This window comes from Luteimonas sp. AC640a, from assembly GCF_979256585.1.
Map to the genome: position 1 here is coordinate 140,098 of NZ_CEEDOV010000003.1, position 18,352 is coordinate 158,449.

Below are 18,352 nucleotides of genomic sequence, written 5' to 3' on the forward strand. Positions count from 1 at the left end.
TGTCTGATCGACCGCGAAATACCTGGAAGGACTTCGCTGAGATCAGATAATCAGAGGTCGGAAATATCGGGAATCAGACGATTCTCAAATTCCGGGGCGCATTGGGTTATGTCGTCAGGGCGTTAAACCGTGATCGCGCGCGTACGCATAAAGCTGGACATTATTCTCGAGACCCAGCTTGTGCATGGCATCGTTCTTCTGACGGCTGATGGTCTTGACGCTGCGCGAGAGGCGCACTGCGATCTCGCTGACGGTCAGACCACCGACAAACAGCCGCACGACCTCCGCCTCGTGGGGGGAGATGCGCACCCGCGTCCCGTCGAGCCCACCGGCATGATCGAGTACGGTGCGCATTGCCCGGCAGAAGTGGATACGTCCGGCTGCAACCTTCTGGATTGCGGTCAGCAACTCGTTGCGCGCGGAGACCTTGTCCACCAGGCCGCGCACGCCGGCGTCGACCATGGCGCGCAGCATCGCCGGATTCTCGACCTCGGTCAGCACGATGATCGGAAGTGCCGGGAACTGGCGGCGCAGCGTCAGCAACAGCGGCAAACCGTCGCAGTCTCGCAATCGAGGGCCCCGCATCGAAAAATCGGTGACCAGAAGGTCTCCTGCGCGCGAGGTCTCGAGAAGCCCCAATAGCGCGGCGCCATTCGAGGCCTCGCCCGCAACCTGGAAAGCTTCGCCTGCTCGCTCTATCTCGGCGCGGACGCCCGCCAACGTGAATGGATGATCGTCCGCGATGAAGATACGCAATGGAGCTTCCATTGTCCCTCCCTGGATATGTCGGGCCGAATCCGTCTTCGATGGATAGACAAGCCCTCAGAATTATCTCGCTCCGCCCCGGAATGGGTAACGCTCAATGTGTCGTCAATCACACGTGATGCGCGAATGTGTACGGTATTTCTTGCAGGTGATGGAATGGTGAAGCTCGGGTCTGCGATTCTGCGTTGAATGCGCGCTAAATTCAGGCTGCCGCATAACGGGTCAGGCTGCCGCATAACGGGTCGCGCTACCGATCCAGCGCGAGACCACCCGGTCGGCCAGCGCCGGCTCTGTCGCCAACAGCACATCGCCGATCCTGTGGATGTCAGGCAGCAGATCGGCATCGCGTGCGAGGTCGGCGAGTCTGAATTCGGCCAAGCCCGTCTGCCGCGTGCCGAGCAGTTCACCGGGGCCTCGCAGGGCGAGGTCTTTTTCGGCGATGACGAAGCCGTCGCTCGTGCTTCGCATGGTGTCCAGGCGCTCACGCGCCATGCGTGACAAAGGCGACTGGTAGAGCAGCACGCAGCTCGACGCGGCGCTGCCCCGCCCCACGCGACCGCGCAGCTGATGCAGCTGCGCAAGGCCCAGGCGCTCGGCGTTCTCGATCACCATCAGCGAGGCGTTGGGCACGTCGACACCGACTTCGATCACGGTGGTTGCGACCAGCAGGTCGATATCGCCCTGCTTGAACGCGCGCATCGCGTCCTGCTTGGCGGTGGGCTTCATGCGCCCGTGCACGAGCGCGACGCGGACCTCGGGCAGCGCAGCCGACAATTGTTCGTACGTGGTCTGTGCGGCCTGCGCGACGACCTCGTCGGAATCGTCGATCAACGTACATACCCAGTACGCCTGACGCCCGTCGGCGCAGGCATGACGGATACGCTCGATCAGGGCGGGCCTACGCTCGCTGCTGAGCACGACCGTCTGCACCGGCGTGCGGCCGGGCGGCAGCTCGTCGATCGCCGAGACGTCGAGATCGGCATAGGCGGACATTGCCAGCGTGCGCGGAATCGGGGTCGCGGTCATCACCAGCTGGTGCGGCACTTGATCGCCGTCCGCGCCCTTGTCGCGCAACGCGAGGCGCTGGTGCACGCCGAAGCGGTGCTGCTCGTCGACGATCGCGAGTGCGAGGTCATGGAAGGCGACGCTCGCCTGCATCAATGCGTGCGTCCCGACCACCAGTGGCGTGGCGCCCGATGCGATATCCGCCAGCACCGCCGCACGTGCGCGTCCGGTCACCTTGCCCGCGAGCCACGCCACGCGCACGCCCAACGGCTCGAACCACGCGCGCAGGTTCTGCGCATGCTGTTCGGCCAGCAATTCGGTGGGCGCCATCAGCGCGGCCTGGCGCCCCCCATCGATCGCAGCTGCGGCAGCCAGCGCAGCGACGACGGTCTTGCCACTGCCGACATCGCCCTGCACAAGCCGCAGCATCGGCTTGCGCCGGGCGAGATCGACCAGCAGTTCGCGATGCACGCGTGACTGCGCACCGGTCAGCGCGAACGGAAGCGACGCCTGCAGTGCGGCGGCAAGCGACCCCGGACGCAGCGCTGGCGCACGATGCGCCTGCAGCGCGATCCGTTGCCGGCGCAGGCTGAGGTGGTGGGCAAGCATTTCCTCGAGCACCAGACGGCGCTGCGCGGGATGTCTGCCCGATGCCAGCAGCGCCATGTCCGCGTCGCTGGGCGGCCGATGCACATAGAGCAGCGCCTCGCGCAGCGTCGGCATGCCGAGCGCAGTCAGTGCATCGCGCGGCAACAGTTCGAGTGCGGCATCGCCGGGCAAACGGTCCAGCGCCTGACCGATCAGCCGGCGCAGCACCTGCGGGCCCACGCCGTCGACCGCGGGATAGACCGGATCGAGGCGATCGTCGAGCACCGTGATCGCCTCGTCGCCAAGCACGCGATAGCTCGGATGCACGATCTCCAGCCCCTGCTGCCCGGGGCGCGGTGTCCCGAAACAGCACAATCGCGTCCCGACGGCGAGCTGCGCGACCTGTGCAGCGCGGAAGTGGAAGAACCGCAGCACCAGCGTGCCGCCTGAACCATCAGCGATCGCGACGCGCAGCATCGGCCGGCGTCGGAAGCCTTTCTCGATCGCTTCAACCGTACCTTCGATCTGTGCCGGCACGCCGCCGCGCAGATGGCGGATCGGCGTGACGTGCGTGCGGTCCTCGTACTGGCGCGGCAGATGCAGCCACAGATCGCCGATCGTCGCGAGCCCGCGTGCGGTGAGCTTTTCCGCGACCTTCGGCCCGACGCCCGACAACGCGGACACCGGCCTCTGGCCCGCGTCGGCGAGCGACGGCGCTTGGGTGCCGGACCGGCTCATGCAGGACCGTGGGAACTCAGCCGAGCACCATCACCGCATCGACCTCGAAGCGCGCGCCCTTCGGCAGTGCCGGCACTTCGATGGTGGACCGCGCGGGATATGGCGCAGCGAAGTACTCCGCCATCACCGCATTGACCTGCGCGAACTCGCCCAGATCGGTGACATAGAGTCCAACGCGCACGATGTCGTCGAGACTGCCGCCAGCCGCAACGGCCACGGCCTTGAGGTTGTCGAACGCACGGCGCGCCTGCGCGGTGATGTCGCCGGCGACGATCTCGCCAGAGGCCGGATCGAGCGGAATCTGACCCGAGAAATAGACGGTGTCGCCGGCGCGGACGGCCTGCGAATACGGACCGATCGCGGCGGGCGCGTCGGACGTGGAAATGGGCGTGCGGGGCATCGTGGAACTCCGGCAACAGGACAACCCGCATTCTAGCGGGCGCACACCGCGCCGCGGTTCGGATTACATCCGCTGCACGCCATGCACAACCGGCAGACGGCGCGTCCGACGGATCACTTCGGCCAGATGTTTGCGGCCCTTGACCTCGATCGAGAAGCGGATCGCCGCGATCGTGCTGTCGCGCTCCAGGTATTCCACGCCGTCGATGTTGGAGTGCACGCGCGCAATCGCCGCGGCCACCTGCGCGAGTACGCCGGGATGGTTCTCGACCTCGATGCGCAAGGCAACGTTGTAGTCGCCGACGACATCCCGGTCCCAGTCGATCGCGACCCAGCGCTCGGGCGATTTGCGGAACTCGGCGACGTTCGGGCAATCCACGCGATGGACGACGATGCCGCGGCCCGTCGTGTGGTAACCCATGATGTCGTCGCCGGGAATCGGCATACAGCAGTTCGCGAATGTGATGACGCCGCGCTCGTCGCCGCGGATGCGGATCGTCTCGCCGGCGCGCGCGATCTGCTCGGTTGGCACGCCGCCGTCATGCTGCGCCAGCGCGAGCGCCACCTGCCCCGGCATCCAGTTGCCGAGCGCGATGTCGGCCATGAGTTCTTCGAGCCGCGGATATTTCGCTTCGACCAGATACGCGTCGAGGCGCTCCTGCGGCAGCCGGTCGAGCGAGGTGCCGAGCAGTTCCAGCGCGCGGTCGAGCATGCGATGGCCCAGCTGCACCGCGTCCTCGTGCTGCAAATGCTTGAGCTGGGCGCGGATCGCGGTACGCGCCTTGCCGGTGACGACGAATTCCAGCCACTGCGGGCGCGGCAGCGACGACTTCGCCGTGACGATCTCGATGCGCTGGCCGCTGGCCAGCATCGTGCGCAGCGGCACCAGCTTGCCGTCGACACGCGCGGCCACCGCCTGGTTGCCGATGTCGGTATGGACCGCGTACGCGAAATCCAGCGCGGTCGAATTGCGTGGCAGCGACATGATGTCGCCCTTCGGCGTAAACAGGTAGACCTCGTCCGGGAACAGATCGACCTTGACGTTCTCGAGGAATTCCAGCGACGAACCGGTCGCACGCTGCGATTCCAGCAGGCCGGCGATCCACGTATGCGCGCGCGACTGCGCGCTGTTCGGACCTTCGCCGCCGTGCTTGTAGGCCCAGTGCGCGGCGATGCCGCGCTCGGCGATCAGCTCCATTTCCTCGGTACGGATCTGCACTTCGATCGGCGCGCCGTAGGGGCCGAACAGCACCGTGTGCAGCGACTGGTAGCCGTTGGCCTTGGGGATCGCGATGAAATCGCGGAAGCGCCCATCCAGCGGCTTAAACACCGAATGCGCGATGCCCAGCGCGTGGTAGCAGTCCGCCGCATTGCCGACGATGATCCGGTAACCGAACACGTCCATGACCTGGGTGAAGGTTTTCCCCTCGCCCTGCATCTTGTTGTAGATGCTCCACGGCGATTTCACCCGACCCACGAGCCGGTACTGCAGTCCCGCGCTGGTCAACCTCTGCGCAAGCTGCGCCTCGATGCTCGCCAGCGCTTCGCGGCGCACCAGCGGCTGGTTGCGGATGCGCTTCTCGAGCACCGTGTGGCGGATCGGATACAGCGCGTGGAAACCGAGATCCTGCAGCTCGGCCTTGATCTTGTTCATGCCCAGGCGTTGGGCGATCGGCGCGTAGATGTCGAGCGTCTCGCGCGCGATACGCTCGCGCGACGGGCCTGGCTGTGCACCCAGCGTGCGCATGTTGTGCAGGCGATCGGCCAACTTGATCAGGATCACGCGCAGGTCGCGCGCCATCGCCAGCATCATTTTGCGGAAGCTTTCCGCATCGGCTTCCTGACGACTGCCGAAATTGAGCTTGTCGAGCTTGGTGACGCCTTCCACCAGTTCGGCAACGGTCTCGCCGAAAGCCGATGCCAGGGCTTCGCGCGTCAGCGGCGTGTCTTCGATGGTGTCGTGCAGGATCGCCGCGACCAGCGTTTCGATGTCGACCTTCTGCTCGGCCAGCACCACCGCCACCGCGACCGGATGGGTGATGTAGGGCTCGCCGGACTTGCGCATCTGGCTGGCATGCGCGGCCGCGCCGACCGACCAGGCGCGTCGCAACTGCACGCGCTGCTCTTCCGGCAGGTACTGCGCCGCCCGTTCGAGCACACGCATGTACTCGGGCACCACATCGTCCGTCGGGACGTCGGGCATCACGGGGGCGGTGGTGGTGGGTACGGCGGGCGTCATCCACGAAGCCTACGGGCACGGTCGGGGTTTTGGAACCACATTTGCGCGGTGCAGCGCCGCCGTGCCGGCGCCGCGTCCAAACGCAACGACCCCGCCGGAGCGGGGTCGTTGGTCACGCGGCAAGTCGCGCGCGCCAGGCGCGCGGCAGGCGGATCAAAGATCGTCGCCCTTGCCCATGTCTTCGTCGGCCACGACTTCGGCAGCGGCCCATTCCAGCGCCTCGCGCTCCTTGCGCTCGCGCTCGGACTTGTCGACCGCTTCGATGAACGGCTGATCGATGCGGCGCGCGGCGATTTCGCGCAGCGCCAGCACGGTCGGCTTGTCGTCGTTCTCGCTGTTGTCGAGCTGCGATTCGACGCCATTGGCGAGCTGGCGGGCGCGGCGTGCGGCCAGCATGACCAGCTCGAAGCGGTTGTCGACGACTTCCAGGCAATCTTCTACGGTGATGCGGGCCATACGGGCTCCCGGCGACCGGATCGGCCGCGCGAATTGACGAAAAAGGGTCGGGCATCTTAGCGCCGGGCCCATGCCGGCGCAAGCGCCGGCTATAGGAATCAATCAGTTAGCCTGCGTTCGAGGCCGCTACTGCCGCCTCTTCGCGCAGCAGGCGCGCGATCAACGCGGCGTGTCGCTCGGCCTGACGTTCGCGGCGCAGCCGGCTGGCGCGGAAGATCGCGCACATCTCGGCCACGGCGGTGTCGAAATCCTCGTTGACCACGACGAAGTCGAACTCGTCGTAGTGCGACATCTCTTCCTGCGCGGCCGCGAGCCGCTGGGCCATCACCGCTTCGCTGTCCTGGCCGCGCTTGCGCATGCGCTGGTCCAGCGCCTCACGCGACGGCGGCAGGATGAAGACGCTGACGGCTTCGGGCACCTTGTCGCGCACCTGGCGCGCGCCCTGCCAGTCGATCTCCAGCAGCACGTCCTTGCCGGCGGCGAGCTGGGGTTCCACCGACTGGCGCGCGGTGCCCTTCCAGTCGCCATGCACCTGGGCGTACTCGAAGAAATCTCCGGCCTCGATCATCTGCTGGAACACGTCCTTGCCGACGAAGTGATAGTGCTCGGCATGGCGCTCACCGGGACGCGCGAGGCGCGAGGTGAACGAGATCGACAGGGCGATGTCCGGATCGCGCGCCAGACAGGCGTTGACGATGCTGGATTTTCCGGCGCCCGATGGCGCGGCGACGATGAACAGCGTGCCGCGCATCGGCGGCGTGTTCGCGGCAGGGTGGGATTCGGGGGGCACGCCCGTCTCCAGCGCTCGAAAGGCCGCGCATCGTACCGCTTTACGCGGGCCCGCGCCGGAGGCCGGCCGGGCCGCGCAGGATCACTCGATGTTCTGCACCTGCTCGCGGATCTGGTCGATCAGCACTTTCAGTTCGATCGCCGCCTGCGAGCTGCGGCGGTCGACCGATTTGGAGCCCAGCGTATTGGCCTCGCGGTTGAATTCCTGCAGCAGGAAATCGAGGCGACGCCCCTGCGGCTCGCGCTGGGCCAGCACGCGGCGGATCTCGACGACGTGGCTGTCGAGGCGATCGAGCTCCTCGTCCACGTCGAGCTTCTGCAGCCACAGCACCAGCTCCTGCTCCATGCGGCCCGGCTCGACCGGGTGCGGCAGATCGTCGAGCCGTGCCTGCAGCTTGGCGCGTTGGGCCTCGCCGATCTGCGGCATCAGCACGCGCATCTCGGCAGCGATCGCGGCGATGCCGTCGACACGCTCCAGAATCGCGGCGACCAGCTTGCCGCCCTCGCGTTCGCGCGCGGCGATGAAGTCTTCGAGCACGGTGTCGAGCAGCGCCAGCACTTCGACCTGCAGCGCCGCCGGATCGACACCGCGCGACTGCAGCACGCCGGGGAACTGCAGCAGATCGGTCAGGCTGGCGCGCAACTCCGGGAATCCGCCGCGCAGATCCTGGGCCAGATTCTGCAACTGGCTGAGCAGCGCCTGGTTGAGCTGCAGCTCACCGCCGCCCTCGGCGCTGCGCAGACGCAGACCCAGATCGACCTTGCCGCGCGAGACCTTCGTCGCGATGCGCTCGCGCAGTGCGGGTTCTGCGCTGCGCATCTCTTCAGGCATGCGCGTGCCGAGTTCCAGGAAACGGTGGTTCACCGCGCGCAGTTCACAGGCCAGCGTGCCCCATTCGGTGCTGCGCTCGCCGGAGGCGAAGGCGGTCATGCTGCGGATCATCGGCACGTTCACTGCGGAAAACGGCGGACGAGTATGCCACCGCCCGTCGGGGCGGTTCTGGCGCCACTGCTAGAATCCACGCCCGCTTTCCCCCTGCAGGCTCCCCATGTCCGACTTCACCCGTCCCAGCGGCCGCGCTGCCGATCAGCTGCGCGCCGTGCGCTTCGAGCGCGGCTTCACGCGCCATGCCGAGGGCTCGGTGTTGGTGAGTTTCGGGGACACCCGCGTGCTGTGCACGGCCAGCGTGGAGAACCGCGTGCCGGGCTTCCTGCGCGGCAAGGGCGAGGGCTGGGTGACGGCCGAATACGGCATGCTGCCGCGCGCCACCAATACCCGGAATGATCGCGAAGCCTCGCGCGGCAAGCAGGGCGGCCGCACGCTGGAAATCCAGCGCCTGATCGGCCGCAGCCTGCGCGCCTGCGTGGACCGCAAGGCGCTCGGCGAACGCACGATCACGCTCGACTGCGACGTGCTGCAGGCCGACGGCGGTACGCGCACTGCCGCGATCACCGGCGCCTACATCGCGCTGGTCGATGCGATCGGCGTGCTGCGCGGCCGTCGCGAGATCACCCGCGATCCGGTGCACGGCGCGATCTCGGCTGTCTCGGTCGGCATCTATCGCGGCGTGCCGGTGCTCGATCTCGACTACGCCGAAGACAGCGACTGCGACACCGACATGAATGTCGTGATGAACGATGGTGGCGGCTTCATCGAAGTCCAGGGCACCGCCGAAGGCCACGCATTCCGCCGCACCGAGATGGACGCGATGATGCAGCTGGCCGAAGCCGGCGTGGCCCAGCTCGTCGCCCTGCAGCGCGAAGCGCTCGCAGGATGAAGCGGCGCATCGCGTTGACCACGCTGCTGGTGGCGGATTACGACGCAGCCATCGAGTGGTACACGCGTGCGCTGGGTTTCCGGGTGTTCGAGGATCGCCCGCTCGGCGACGGCAAGCGCTGGGTGCAGATCGGCCCCGGCGGCGCAGACGATGCGTCGCTGCTGCTGGCCCAGCCCGCCAACGAGGCGCAGCGTGCGCGCATCGGCGACCAGACCGGCGGCCGTGTCGACCATTTTCTCTACACCGATGATTTCGAACGCGACCACGCCGGAATGACCGCGGCCGGCGTGACATTTCTCGAGACGCCGCGCGTTGAGCCCTACGGCACCGTCGCGGTGCTCGTCGATCTCTACGGCACCAAGTGGGACCTGCTGGAGCCTGCCGCATGAAGACACTCGTCCTGGCCAGCGGCAACGCCGGCAAGCTCCTCGAACTGCGCGCGATGCTGGCCGATCTGCCGCTGACGATCGTGCCGCAGCGCGAGCTCGGCGTGGACGACGTGCCCGAAACCGGCACCACCTTCGTCGAGAACGCATTGATCAAGGCGCGGCATGCCTCGAAGGTCACCGGCCTGCCGGCGCTGGCCGACGACTCGGGACTGATCGTCGATGCACTCGACGGCGCGCCCGGCCTTTACAGCGCGCGCTACGCCGGCAGCCCGACCGACGATGCCGCCAACAACACCAAGCTGCTGCAGGCACTCGATGGACTGCCCGAGTCGCGACGCAGCGCGCGCTTCTATGCGGTGATCGTGCTGCTGCGCCATGCCGACGACCCGCAGCCGCTGATCGCAGAAGGCAGCTGGGGAGGCCGCATTCTCGACGCGCCGCGCGGCCACAACGGCTTCGGCTACAACCCGGTGTTCCTCGATCCGGCGCACGGCCTGACCGCGGCCGAAATGCCGCCGGCGCAGAAGAACCGCATCAGTCATCGTGCACTGGCGCTGCAGGCGCTGCGCGACCGGCTGGCGTTGTCCGGCCTGCTCGCCTGACCGACCGCGGCACGCGCTCTTGCGCATGCCGCCCGCCGCCCTGACGTTCTGCAGATGCTCATTCCGCCCCCCCTGTCGCTGTACGTGCACCTGCCCTGGTGCGTGCGCAAATGCCCGTACTGCGATTTCAATTCGCACGAGTTCAGGGGCGGCACGCCGCCGTTCGACGCCTATGTCGACGCCCTGCTCGCCGACCTCGACCAGGATCTGCCGCTGGTCTGGGGCCGCACCGTGCACAGCGTGTTCTTCGGCGGCGGCACGCCCAGTCTGTTTCCGGCCGATGCGATCGAACGCATCCTGCAGGGCGCATCCTCGCGGCTGCGTTTCGCGCCCGAGGCCGAGATCACGCTGGAGACCAATCCCGGCACGGCCGAACACGGCCGTTTCGAGGACTACCGCCGCGCCGGCGTGAACCGGATCAGCTTCGGCATCCAGACCTTCGACGACGCCACGCTGAAGACGCTTGGTCGCATCCACGACAGCGCACAGGCAGTGGCCGCGATCCATCTGGCCCGCGATGCCGGCTTCGACAATTTCAACCTCGATCTGATGTACGCCCTGCCCGACCAGACGCTGGCGATGGCGGAGGACGACGTGATGCGCGCGATCGATCTCGCGCCGACGCACATCTCGCATTACCAGCTCACGCTGGAACCCAACACCGTGTTCGCCGCGCGTCCGCCGGCCGGCATTCCCGACGACGATCTCGCCTGGGACATGCAGGAACGCTGCCAGGCGCTGCTGGCCGAAGCCGGCTATGCGCAGTACGAAGTGTCCGCGTACGCGCGCGCCGGACGGCAGTGCGCGCACAACCTCAACTACTGGCGCTTCGGCGACTACCTCGGCATCGGCGCCGGCGCGCACGGCAAGCTCACGCTGGGCAGCGAGCAGACGATCCTGCGGCGCTGGAAATCCAAGCACCCCGTCGCGTGGCTGGCCGGCGCCGGCACGCAGGCCGGCATCGGCGGGGACGAGCGCATCGAGCCGGCACGTCGTCCGTTCGAATACATGCTCAACGCGCTGCGGCTGGTCGACGGCTTCACCCTGTCCGGCTTCGAAGCCACGACCGGCCTGTCCCCCTCGACCATCGACGCCCCACTGGCCGTTGCCGTCGAAAAGGGCTGGCTGCAGCGCGACGCCGACCGAGTCGTGCCGACCGAATCCGGCCGACGTTTCACCAACGACGTGGTCGCGCTGTTCCTCGAAGACTGAGGCCCGCGCGCAGGCGCCTGCCGCAACGCAGCAGGCATGTGGCCGCTGCCAGCCGGACACCCCGTTATTGCGAACCGGACACCCCGCCCGCGCGCGTGCCGCTGCTTGGGTACGCAGACCAGTGGTGACGGCAGCGCGCGCATGTTAAAGAATGTGATCGATGCCCAGCCCGGCAACCGGAATGCCCGCGACCGCACACTACCCACCACCGCCCCGTTCGCTTGCCGCGGCCGGCCTGCCCCCGCGCGTGCGCCGCACGCTCGAGCGTGCACTGTCGTTCGTGTCCACCGAGCTCGATGGCGGCCTGTCCAGTCTGGTCTCCGAGTTCGAACAGGAGCTGTTCCGGCTCGCCGACCATGCGCGCAATCCCGGCCTGGAGTCGGGCTACATGGCCACGCTGCGCGCGTTCCGCGCCAATCGCGCCGACCTCGTGCCGCGATTCCTGCTCGCGCTGGAAGGGTCGATCGCCGCCATCCGCACGCCGGCGCCCCCGCCGCCGCCCACACCGCTGGACACGGCCTCGTTCGGTCCGCTGAGCCTGGTCGAAGACACGGTCATGGACGAAGGCACCGTGCTGCGCGAGATCGCCAGCCGACAGGAGGGCCGCGCCAACTTGTCGCTGCATCTGCTGGGCCAGCGCTTCGGCGTGCTCGCCGCTTCACCCGCGTTCGATGCCGAGCGCCTGCCGCTGGGTCCGCAGTGCCTGTGCCGGGCGATCGCTTCGGCCGCCCGCACACTCGAGATCGAGCACGACGCGCGGCTGCTGCTGTACCGCATCTTCGACCGGGTGGTGATGCCCGGTTACGCCCGTATTCTCGAGCGGCTCGACGCGCAGCTCGCCGACGACGGCATCCTGCCCTCGCTGACGTTCGTGCCGATGCGCGCGCGGGCCGAGGCCATCGAACCCAAGGAAGCTTCCCGCGTGGCAAGGACTGCCGACACCGTTGAAACGCCGCGTCCACAACTCGACGACGCCCAGCGTCCGTACACCGGCTGGGGCGAGCCCGAGACCGCCCATGACGAGGCGGATGACGCGCAGTCACACGAAGCGGCCTACGCGCGCCTGCAGGCATTGATGTCCGGACGTCGCGAGCTGCTGCGCAAGTTCCAGCCGCGCACCGATTCCCCGTTGCCGCGACGCCAGCTGGCGACCAGCGAAGTCTCCGATGCGTTGCGGCAACTCCAGCAGCAGCCACAGGGCGGCGGGCGCAGCCTGGTCGAGATCAAGCGTTCACTGCTGGCGCAGGCACGCCAGCGCAGCGGCGAAGGCGCGAGTCTGGCGCCGCAGGACGAGGACGCATTCGAACTGCTCGGCATGTTGTACGGGCACATCGAACAGGAAATCCGCAGCGAAGCGCCGGCCGCGCCGCTGGTGCGCGAACTGCAGATCCCGATGCTGCGCGCGGCGCTGCAGGACCATTCCTTCTTCACCCGCCAGCGCCACCCGGCGCGGCAGCTGCTCAATACCGTCGCCGAAAGCGCCGCCAACTGGCACGACGACACCGCGTTCGATCCCCGCGTCCAGGCCGCGCTGCGGGCCGCAGTCGCGTTCGTGGTCGGCAACTACGAGGGCGACGTGGCCGTGTTCGCCGAAGGCAACGCGCGCGTACAGGCACAGCTGCAGACGCAGGCGCGCACCGCCGAACTGCAGGAACGTCGTCATATCGAGGCCGCGCGCGGTCGCGAAAAACTGGCCGCCGCGCGCGCACGTGCTGACGAACTGATGCAGGGCATCGTCGGCGACCGTCGCCTGCCGCGTTTCTCACGTGCGCTGCTCGACCAGGCCTGGGCCGACGTGCTGACGCTGACCCTGCTGCGTCATGGCGAATCCTCGAGCGAGGCCGAGCACCAGCTGGGGATGACCCGCCGCATCGTCGAAGCCTCGCTCGACACCGAGCCGTGCGTCGACGACGCACTGCAGGCCGATGTCGAATCGGCGCTCGGCCAGGTCGGCTATCACGGCGAAGAAGCGACCGTGATCGCCCAGCGCCTGACCAGCCATCGCAGCGATGAAGACGATGCCGCCTCGCGCACGGAGCTGGCGATGAAGCTCAAGGCGCGCGCGCGCCTGGGCGAGGAAGCCGGCACCGCGCGCCGCGAAAAGCCGCCGGTGCGTACGTCTGAGGAGCAGGCGCAATACGACCACCTGCGCACGCTGCCGTTCGGCACCTGGATCGAATTCACCACCAACCAGCAGGGCGACATGGTGCGCCGGCGCATGTCCTGGTACAGCCCGATCACCGACCACGTGCTGTTCGTCAACCAGCGCGGCCAGCGCACCGGTGAACAGTCGATGGACGCCGTCGCGCGGCTGATGGCAACGGGCAATGCCCGCGTCGTGACCGCCGACCGCGGCCACCTCGTCGACCGCGCCTGGCAGGCCGCGATGGGCGCCTTGCGCAGCTTCGCCGGCCGCGGCGAAAACCGGACTTCGGAGGCGACGGCATGATGCAGGAGTTCCGCCGCGCGAAGCGTCGCAAGGCGCCGGACGTCATCCTGGTCACCGACGCGATGACCGCCCGCGTCATCGGCCGCGTCGGCAACCTGTCCGAGACCGGCATGCTGCTGATCGCCAGCGAACTCTTCGTCGAGGACGCGCTGTATCAGCTCTCCTTCACCCTGCCCGATGCGCCGGACGCGCCAGTCGAGATCGGCGCGCATCTGTTGTGGCTTGACGATGCCACCTTGGCTGGCGCGAGCTGGGCGGGCTTCCGCTTCATCGCGACGACGCCGTCGCTGGCGCATCGGTTGCAGGGGTGGGTCAATGCGCCGGGGAGTCATTACGCCTGACGTTTGGCGTCTGCTTTTGATCGTCGAGACGTCGCACGGAGACTTGCAGACCCGGAGGGCGCCGCACAGGACGTGCGGCGTTTTCCGACCGAGGCAGGATGCCGAGTCGGAAAATCCCTGCGCACTACGAGCCGCGGGCTTCGGACGTGTCGGGGAGACGCTTTTCTTTGGTTCCGTTTCTTTGACTCGCATCTTCGATGCTCGCCCCTTCGGGGCCGGCTGCGCCGTTCGCGCTACGCGCGTGGGCGTCAACCAAAAGAAATGAACTCGGCCGCGTCAGCGGACGAAAGCGGTTGATCCTGCTCCCGCGCTGAGGCGGGTTGCTCTGCAATCAAAAAGCGAACATCAAAGTCCAACGCTTCCACTCACCTTGCGGCGAGCGGGTTCATTTCTTTTGCAGGCCCCACGCACGCAGTGCGAACGGCGCAGCCGGCCCCGAAGGGGCGAGCATCGAAGATGCGAGTCAAAGAAACGGAACCAAAGAAAAGGGCCAGCCCCGACGAAGCAAATCCGGCGTGTCATTTGTTCCGGGATTTTTCGACTCGCCATCCTGGCTCGGTCGAAAAACGTCGCACATCCATGTGCGACGCCCTACGGGTCTGCAGCCAGCGGGACGACGTCACGACCTCGCCAACAGCAAGAGCAAGAGCGTAGGTAGAGGAACCGCGCAGCACCTGCCCAATCGCCTGCAAAACGCAGGAAAGAAGTGCACAGAACAACACCCCTCCGTCGATACGGCAGAATAGACCGATCCACTCGCCGCCCCGGGATCAAGATGTCCACGTCTGCTTCGTCCGCCGCCAGCCTCTACGCCGATCACCTCGCAACGCTGCAGGCGCGCACCGCGACCGCGCTCGAACGCGCAGGTCTGGACCATCTCGTCATTCCCAGCGGCACGCTGCATTACCAGATGTTCGACGACCGCGACTATCCGTATGCGGTCAATCCGCAGTTCAAGGCCTGGCTGCCGCTGACCCGCAATCCGGGCAGCTGGCTGGTCATCACGCCCGGTGCGCGGCCGAAACTGGTGTACCTGCAGCCGCGCGACTACTGGCATGTCGTGCCGGAGGCGCCGTCGGGCTATTGGGTCGAGCACTTCGACATCGTCGTGATCCGCAAACCCGAAGACGCGCAGCAGCATCTGCCGAAGAACGCGGCGCGGTGCGCAATCCTCGGCGAGCCGCAAAGTGCGCTGGGGCACTACGGCGCTTACAAGCCGAACAATCCGCAGGCTGTCATTGATCATCTCGACTACCACCGGGCGTTCAAGACGCCTTACGAACTGTCGATGCTGCGCGAAGCCTCGCGCCGTGGCGTGCGTGCACACGCGGCGGCCGAGCGTGCGTTCCGCGCCGGCGCCAGCGAGTTCGGCATCCATCTGGCGTATTGCCAGGCCGCCGGCCAGGACGCGAATGAACTGCCCTACGGCAACATCGTCGCGCTCAACGAGCACGCCGCGGTGCTGCATTACACCGAGCTCGGACGTCTGCCGCCCGATCCGGTGCGCAGCTTCCTCATCGATGCTGGCGCGAGTCACGCCGGCTACGCTGCCGACATCACCCGCACCTACGCCACCGATACCGGTAGCGAGTTCCAGGCGATGATCGACGCGGTCGACACCGCGCAGCAGGCGATGGTCGCGCAGGTGCGCAGCGGCACGGATTACAAGCAGATGCATCTCGACGCGCACCTCGCCCTCGCCGGCGTGTTGCGCGACTTCGGACTGATCAAGGTGTCGCCGGAAGCCGCGCTGGCCACCGGCGTCAGCGCCGCGTTCTTCCCGCACGGCCTCGGGCACGGCATCGGCCTGCAGGTGCACGACGTGGCCGGCTTCGCCGCGTCGGAGACCGGCGGCGTCATCGCCAAGCCCGATGGGCACCCGTTCCTGCGCCTGACCCGCGTGCTGGCGCCGGGCATGGTCGTGACGATCGAACCGGGTGTCTACATCGTCGACATGCTGCTCGAAGACCTGAAGGCGGCCGGTCACGGCGACAGCATCGACTGGGATCGCATCGAAGCCTTCCGCCCCTATGGCGGCATCCGCATCGAGGACGATGTGGTCTGCACCGACGACGCGCCCGAGAATCTCACGCGCGATGCGTGGGCGGCAGAGAACGCGGCCGCCTGATCACGACCGGCGCGTCAAAGCGCCCACTGACACCTGAAAGCGCAGCGCGCGCCATACGCGCTGCGGACAGGACACGCGCGCTACCTGCGCGCCATGAAGTCCTCGATCTCATCGGCCGTGCGCGCCAGGCCCGTCGTCAGCACCTCGTGGCCGGTCTTCGTGACCAGCACATCGTCCTCGGTGCGAATGCCGATGCCGCGCCATTTCGCGTCGACGGTGGTGTCATCGGTGGAGACATAGAGCCCGGGCTCGATGGTGAACACCATGCCCGGCTCGAGCAGACGCGATTCCCCTTCGATGCGGTAGTCGCCGACGTCGTGCACGTCGAGGCCGATCCAGTGCCCGGTCTTGTGGCGATAGAAGCGCTTGTACGTGCCGTCGGCGATGTGTTTCGCCAGCTTGCCTTTCAGCAGGCCCAGCCGCAGCAGACCCTCGGTCAATGCTTCGACCGCCGCGTTGTGGCCTGCCTCGTACGCCACGCCCGGACGCGCCTGCGCCAGTGCGGCCTGCTGCGCGGATTCGACGACTTCATGCAGGGCACGCTGCGCCGGCGTGAAGCGGCCGTTGACCGGAAACGTCCGGGTGATGTCGGCGGCATAGCCGCGGTACTCGGCGCCGGCATCGATCAAGACCAGATCGCCGTCGCGCGCCTGCGCATTGTTGGCGCGATAATGCAGCACGCAGGCATTGGCGCCTGCGCCGACGATACTTTCGTAGGCGGGACTCGCGTCGTGTCGGCGGAACGCGTATTCGAGTTCGGCCTGCAGCGCGTATTCGTGGATGCCCGGGCGCGCCGCGCGCATCGCCGCGGCATGCGCCTCGACGCTGATCTTCGCCGCGCGCCGCATCAACTTGAGCTCGCCGGCATCCTTGAACAGTCGCATCTCGTCGAGCAGATGGCCGAGCTCCAGGAATTCATGCGGCGGCTGCGCCCCGACCCGCACCTGCGCGCGCACGCGGTTCAGCCAGCCGATCAGCTGCAGGTCGAATTCGGTATCGCGACCGAAGTGGTAATAGACGCGCGTGCGGCCTTCGAGCAGGCCGGGCAGGATCTCGTCGAGATCGTCGATCGGATACGCATCGTCCATGCCAAGCGCCTCGACCGCGCCTTCCGGACCCACCCGTGGACCGTCCCAGCCTTCGCGCTCCAGGTCGCGTTCTCGGCAGAACATCAGCGCTTCGCCATGCTTGCGGCCCGGCACCAGCACCAGCACCGCGTCGGGTTCGGCGAAGCCGGTGAGATACCAGAGGTCGGAATCCTGCCGGTAGGCGTGATGCGTATCGCGGCTGCGCACCCGCTCGGGCGCGCTGGCCAGCACCAGGATCGCGTTATCGCCCACCAGCCGCATCAGCTGGCGCCGACGCTTCTCGTAGGTAGCCGCGATGATACCGGTCACGCTCGCCATGTCAGTTCAACCGGTTGCGGTGACGCGGCCCCAATGCGGCGTCGCCGTGCAGCAACAGCGCCGCCACACGCACGAATTCCTCGATCTCGGTCAGCGCGTCTTCTTCGACCGCATCGTCCTCGTCGTCGGGATCGGGCTGTGCCGCAGCCAGACGCGCCAGGTCGGCCAGCGCCTCGTTGCCTTCTTCCGACAGCGACGAACGTTCGCCCGCAGCGAGGCCGAAGCCGCCGAGAAATCCACGACACCAGTCGAACAACGCGGCGCTGCGCACCGACAACGGTTCGCCGTCTTCGGGCATCAGCAGTGCAAATGCGAAATCACGATCTTCCAGCTGGTTCGCGGTGGCCATGCGCATCCGGTCGAGCGCGCTGCCGGCCGCAGGTGCGGGCAGCGCGGCGTCGGCCAGCACCGGCGCCAACCAGGCGGCCACATCGTCGCCACCGCCGGCCAGCCAGCCGCTGAGACCCCCATGCAGTTCGCTGCCAGGCATCGCCAGTTGCAGGTGGCGGATCTCGGCGTCGACTTCGGCAAGGCTGGGCAGGGTTTCGGACACGGCTGGCACTCTCGGACAGGGGATGGCCATTCTACCAAGGGCCATCCTGTGACCGGGCGCACGCTTGTTGCTGGACCGCCGGCATGCCTACACTCGCGTTCGCCGATCCCGGCACGGAGCGCCGCCGCGTGATCGAACCCAGTCAGCTGCACGTGCCAGGCGCCGCGGTGCTGATCGCGTTGCTGGTGCTGCTGGTGGTCATCGTGGTGCGCCGGCGCAGCAGTGAGCATGCGTACGTCGCCGAGATCAACGAACGCCGCGACCGGCTCAAGCTCGCACTCTGGGCGACCGGCGAACGTTACTGGGACTACGACGTCGCCAGCGGCCAACTGCGGCGTCTGGTCGAAGACGAGCCCAATGGCGATGGCCGTCTGGTCGAAGACAGCCTGCCGGTCGATGCGCTCGTGCATCCCGACGACATGACGCTCGCGCGCGACACCCTGCGGCGTTATCTCGATGGCGAATGCGGCCGCTACCAGGCGCAGGTGCGCGTCGCGAATGGGGCGGGCGGGTGG

Annotated in this window: 16 protein-coding genes and 1 pseudogene; 8 read left to right on the forward strand and 9 right to left on the reverse strand. The window is 67.5% G+C overall.

Annotated features, from left to right (window positions below; translation table 11 throughout):
• Nucleotides 1–114 precede the first annotated feature (114 nt).
• The 7 genes from ACZ9YD_RS02140 to ACZ9YD_RS02170 all read right to left on the reverse strand — a co-directional run bounded on the left by ACZ9YD_RS02140 (nucleotide 115) and on the right by ACZ9YD_RS02170 (nucleotide 7,922).
• Entirely contained in the window at nucleotides 115–768 is a 654-nt protein-coding gene (locus tag ACZ9YD_RS02140; RefSeq protein ID WP_465073489.1) for a response regulator, read from the reverse strand.
• Between the two features lie 219 nt (nucleotides 769–987).
• Nucleotides 988–3,096 carry an ATP-dependent DNA helicase RecG gene (gene recG / locus ACZ9YD_RS02145; protein ID WP_465073490.1) on the reverse strand — a complete coding sequence of 703 codons (2,109 nt, stop codon included), beginning with the start codon at nucleotides 3,094–3,096 and terminating at the stop codon, nucleotides 988–990.
• 16 nt (nucleotides 3,097–3,112) lie between these two features.
• Complete coding sequence (locus ACZ9YD_RS02150) at nucleotides 3,113–3,496, reverse strand: RidA family protein (RefSeq protein ID WP_465073492.1); 384 nt, start codon at nucleotides 3,494–3,496, stop codon at nucleotides 3,113–3,115.
• 63 nt (nucleotides 3,497–3,559) lie between these two features.
• Nucleotides 3,560–5,734, reverse strand: a complete 2,175-nt coding sequence (locus ACZ9YD_RS02155) for a RelA/SpoT family protein (RefSeq protein ID WP_465073493.1) — start codon at nucleotides 5,732–5,734, stop codon at nucleotides 3,560–3,562.
• Nucleotides 5,735–5,887: 153 nt separating this feature from the next.
• Nucleotides 5,888–6,190, reverse strand: coding sequence for a DNA-directed RNA polymerase subunit omega (gene rpoZ / locus ACZ9YD_RS02160; protein ID WP_159680144.1), 303 nt, complete (start codon nucleotides 6,188–6,190; stop codon nucleotides 5,888–5,890).
• A 106-nt stretch (nucleotides 6,191–6,296) separates the two neighbouring features.
• On the reverse strand, nucleotides 6,297–6,941 hold the full coding sequence (gene gmk, locus ACZ9YD_RS02165; RefSeq protein WP_465073512.1) for a guanylate kinase: 645 nt from the start codon (nucleotides 6,939–6,941) through the stop codon (nucleotides 6,297–6,299).
• Between the two features lie 120 nt (nucleotides 6,942–7,061).
• Nucleotides 7,062–7,922, reverse strand: a complete 861-nt coding sequence (locus tag ACZ9YD_RS02170) for a YicC/YloC family endoribonuclease (protein ID WP_465073494.1) — start codon at nucleotides 7,920–7,922, stop codon at nucleotides 7,062–7,064.
• A 106-nt stretch (nucleotides 7,923–8,028) separates the two neighbouring features.
• On the opposite strand from ACZ9YD_RS02170, the gene rph reads away from it, so the two are divergent.
• The 7 genes from rph (at nucleotide 8,029) to pepQ (ending at nucleotide 15,878) form a co-directional block, all read left to right on the forward strand.
• On the forward strand, nucleotides 8,029–8,757 hold the full coding sequence (gene rph / locus ACZ9YD_RS02175; protein ID WP_465073495.1) for a ribonuclease PH: 729 nt from the start codon (nucleotides 8,029–8,031) through the stop codon (nucleotides 8,755–8,757).
• Complete coding sequence (locus ACZ9YD_RS02180) at nucleotides 8,754–9,146, forward strand: VOC family protein (protein WP_465073496.1); 393 nt, start codon at nucleotides 8,754–8,756, stop codon at nucleotides 9,144–9,146. The genes rph and ACZ9YD_RS02180 overlap by 4 nt, the downstream gene beginning before the upstream one ends.
• Entirely contained in the window at nucleotides 9,143–9,748 is a 606-nt protein-coding gene (gene rdgB, locus ACZ9YD_RS02185; RefSeq protein ID WP_465073497.1) for an RdgB/HAM1 family non-canonical purine NTP pyrophosphatase, read from the forward strand. The genes ACZ9YD_RS02180 and rdgB overlap by 4 nt, the downstream gene beginning before the upstream one ends.
• A 48-nt stretch (nucleotides 9,749–9,796) precedes the next feature.
• Nucleotides 9,797–10,960: a radical SAM family heme chaperone HemW gene (gene hemW / locus ACZ9YD_RS02190; protein WP_465073513.1), complete on the forward strand. Its 1,164-nt coding sequence runs from the start codon at nucleotides 9,797–9,799 to the stop codon at nucleotides 10,958–10,960.
• A gap of 181 nt (nucleotides 10,961–11,141) precedes the next feature.
• Nucleotides 11,142–13,409 (forward strand): DUF1631 family protein, encoded by a 2,268-nt coding sequence (locus ACZ9YD_RS02195; RefSeq protein ID WP_465073498.1) that lies wholly within the window; start codon nucleotides 11,142–11,144, stop codon nucleotides 13,407–13,409.
• Nucleotides 13,409–13,750 carry a PilZ domain-containing protein gene (locus ACZ9YD_RS02200; RefSeq protein ID WP_465073499.1) on the forward strand — a complete coding sequence of 114 codons (342 nt, stop codon included), beginning with the start codon at nucleotides 13,409–13,411 and terminating at the stop codon, nucleotides 13,748–13,750. Before ACZ9YD_RS02195 ends, ACZ9YD_RS02200 begins: the two co-directional genes overlap by 1 nt.
• A gap of 775 nt (nucleotides 13,751–14,525) precedes the next feature.
• On the forward strand, nucleotides 14,526–15,878 hold the full coding sequence (pepQ, locus tag ACZ9YD_RS02205) for a Xaa-Pro dipeptidase (protein WP_465073500.1): 1,353 nt from the start codon (nucleotides 14,526–14,528) through the stop codon (nucleotides 15,876–15,878).
• 80 nt (nucleotides 15,879–15,958) lie between these two features.
• Here the strand turns inward: pepQ and ACZ9YD_RS02210 are convergent, their stop codons facing one another.
• Nucleotides 15,959–17,284, reverse strand: coding sequence for an aminopeptidase P N-terminal domain-containing protein (locus ACZ9YD_RS02210; RefSeq protein WP_465073502.1), 1,326 nt, complete (start codon nucleotides 17,282–17,284; stop codon nucleotides 15,959–15,961).
• 1 nt (nucleotide 17,285) lies between these two features.
• On the reverse strand, nucleotides 17,286–17,837 hold the full coding sequence (locus ACZ9YD_RS02215) for a UPF0149 family protein (protein ID WP_465073504.1): 552 nt from the start codon (nucleotides 17,835–17,837) through the stop codon (nucleotides 17,286–17,288).
• 83 nt (nucleotides 17,838–17,920) lie between these two features.
• Here ACZ9YD_RS02215 and ACZ9YD_RS02220 point away from each other — a divergent pair.
• Nucleotides 17,921–18,352: pseudogene (locus ACZ9YD_RS02220) on the forward strand (hypothetical protein); the annotation flags it as partial.

Coding starts and splice junctions, on each gene's coding strand:
- ACZ9YD_RS02200 (WP_465073499.1), top strand. CDS start 13,409: ATGCAGGAGTTCCGCCGCGCGAAGCGTCGCAAGGCGCCGGACGTCATC.
- ACZ9YD_RS02140 (WP_465073489.1), bottom strand. CDS start 768: ATGGAAGCTCCATTGCGTATCTTCATCGCGGACGATCATCCATTCACG.
- ACZ9YD_RS02155 (WP_465073493.1), bottom strand. CDS start 5,734: ATGACGCCCGCCGTACCCACCACCACCGCCCCCGTGATGCCCGACGTC.
- ACZ9YD_RS02195 (WP_465073498.1), top strand. CDS start 11,142: ATGCCCGCGACCGCACACTACCCACCACCGCCCCGTTCGCTTGCCGCG.
- rdgB (WP_465073497.1), top strand. CDS start 9,143: ATGAAGACACTCGTCCTGGCCAGCGGCAACGCCGGCAAGCTCCTCGAA.
- ACZ9YD_RS02210 (WP_465073502.1), bottom strand. CDS start 17,284: ATGGCGAGCGTGACCGGTATCATCGCGGCTACCTACGAGAAGCGTCGG.
- ACZ9YD_RS02170 (WP_465073494.1), bottom strand. CDS start 7,922: ATGATCCGCAGCATGACCGCCTTCGCCTCCGGCGAGCGCAGCACCGAA.
- gmk (WP_465073512.1), bottom strand. CDS start 6,941: ATGCGCGGCACGCTGTTCATCGTCGCCGCGCCATCGGGCGCCGGAAAA.
- rph (WP_465073495.1), top strand. CDS start 8,029: ATGTCCGACTTCACCCGTCCCAGCGGCCGCGCTGCCGATCAGCTGCGC.
- recG (WP_465073490.1), bottom strand. CDS start 3,096: ATGAGCCGGTCCGGCACCCAAGCGCCGTCGCTCGCCGACGCGGGCCAG.
- ACZ9YD_RS02150 (WP_465073492.1), bottom strand. CDS start 3,496: ATGCCCCGCACGCCCATTTCCACGTCCGACGCGCCCGCCGCGATCGGT.
- rpoZ (WP_159680144.1), bottom strand. CDS start 6,190: ATGGCCCGCATCACCGTAGAAGATTGCCTGGAAGTCGTCGACAACCGC.
- pepQ (WP_465073500.1), top strand. CDS start 14,526: ATGTCCACGTCTGCTTCGTCCGCCGCCAGCCTCTACGCCGATCACCTC.
- ACZ9YD_RS02180 (WP_465073496.1), top strand. CDS start 8,754: ATGAAGCGGCGCATCGCGTTGACCACGCTGCTGGTGGCGGATTACGAC.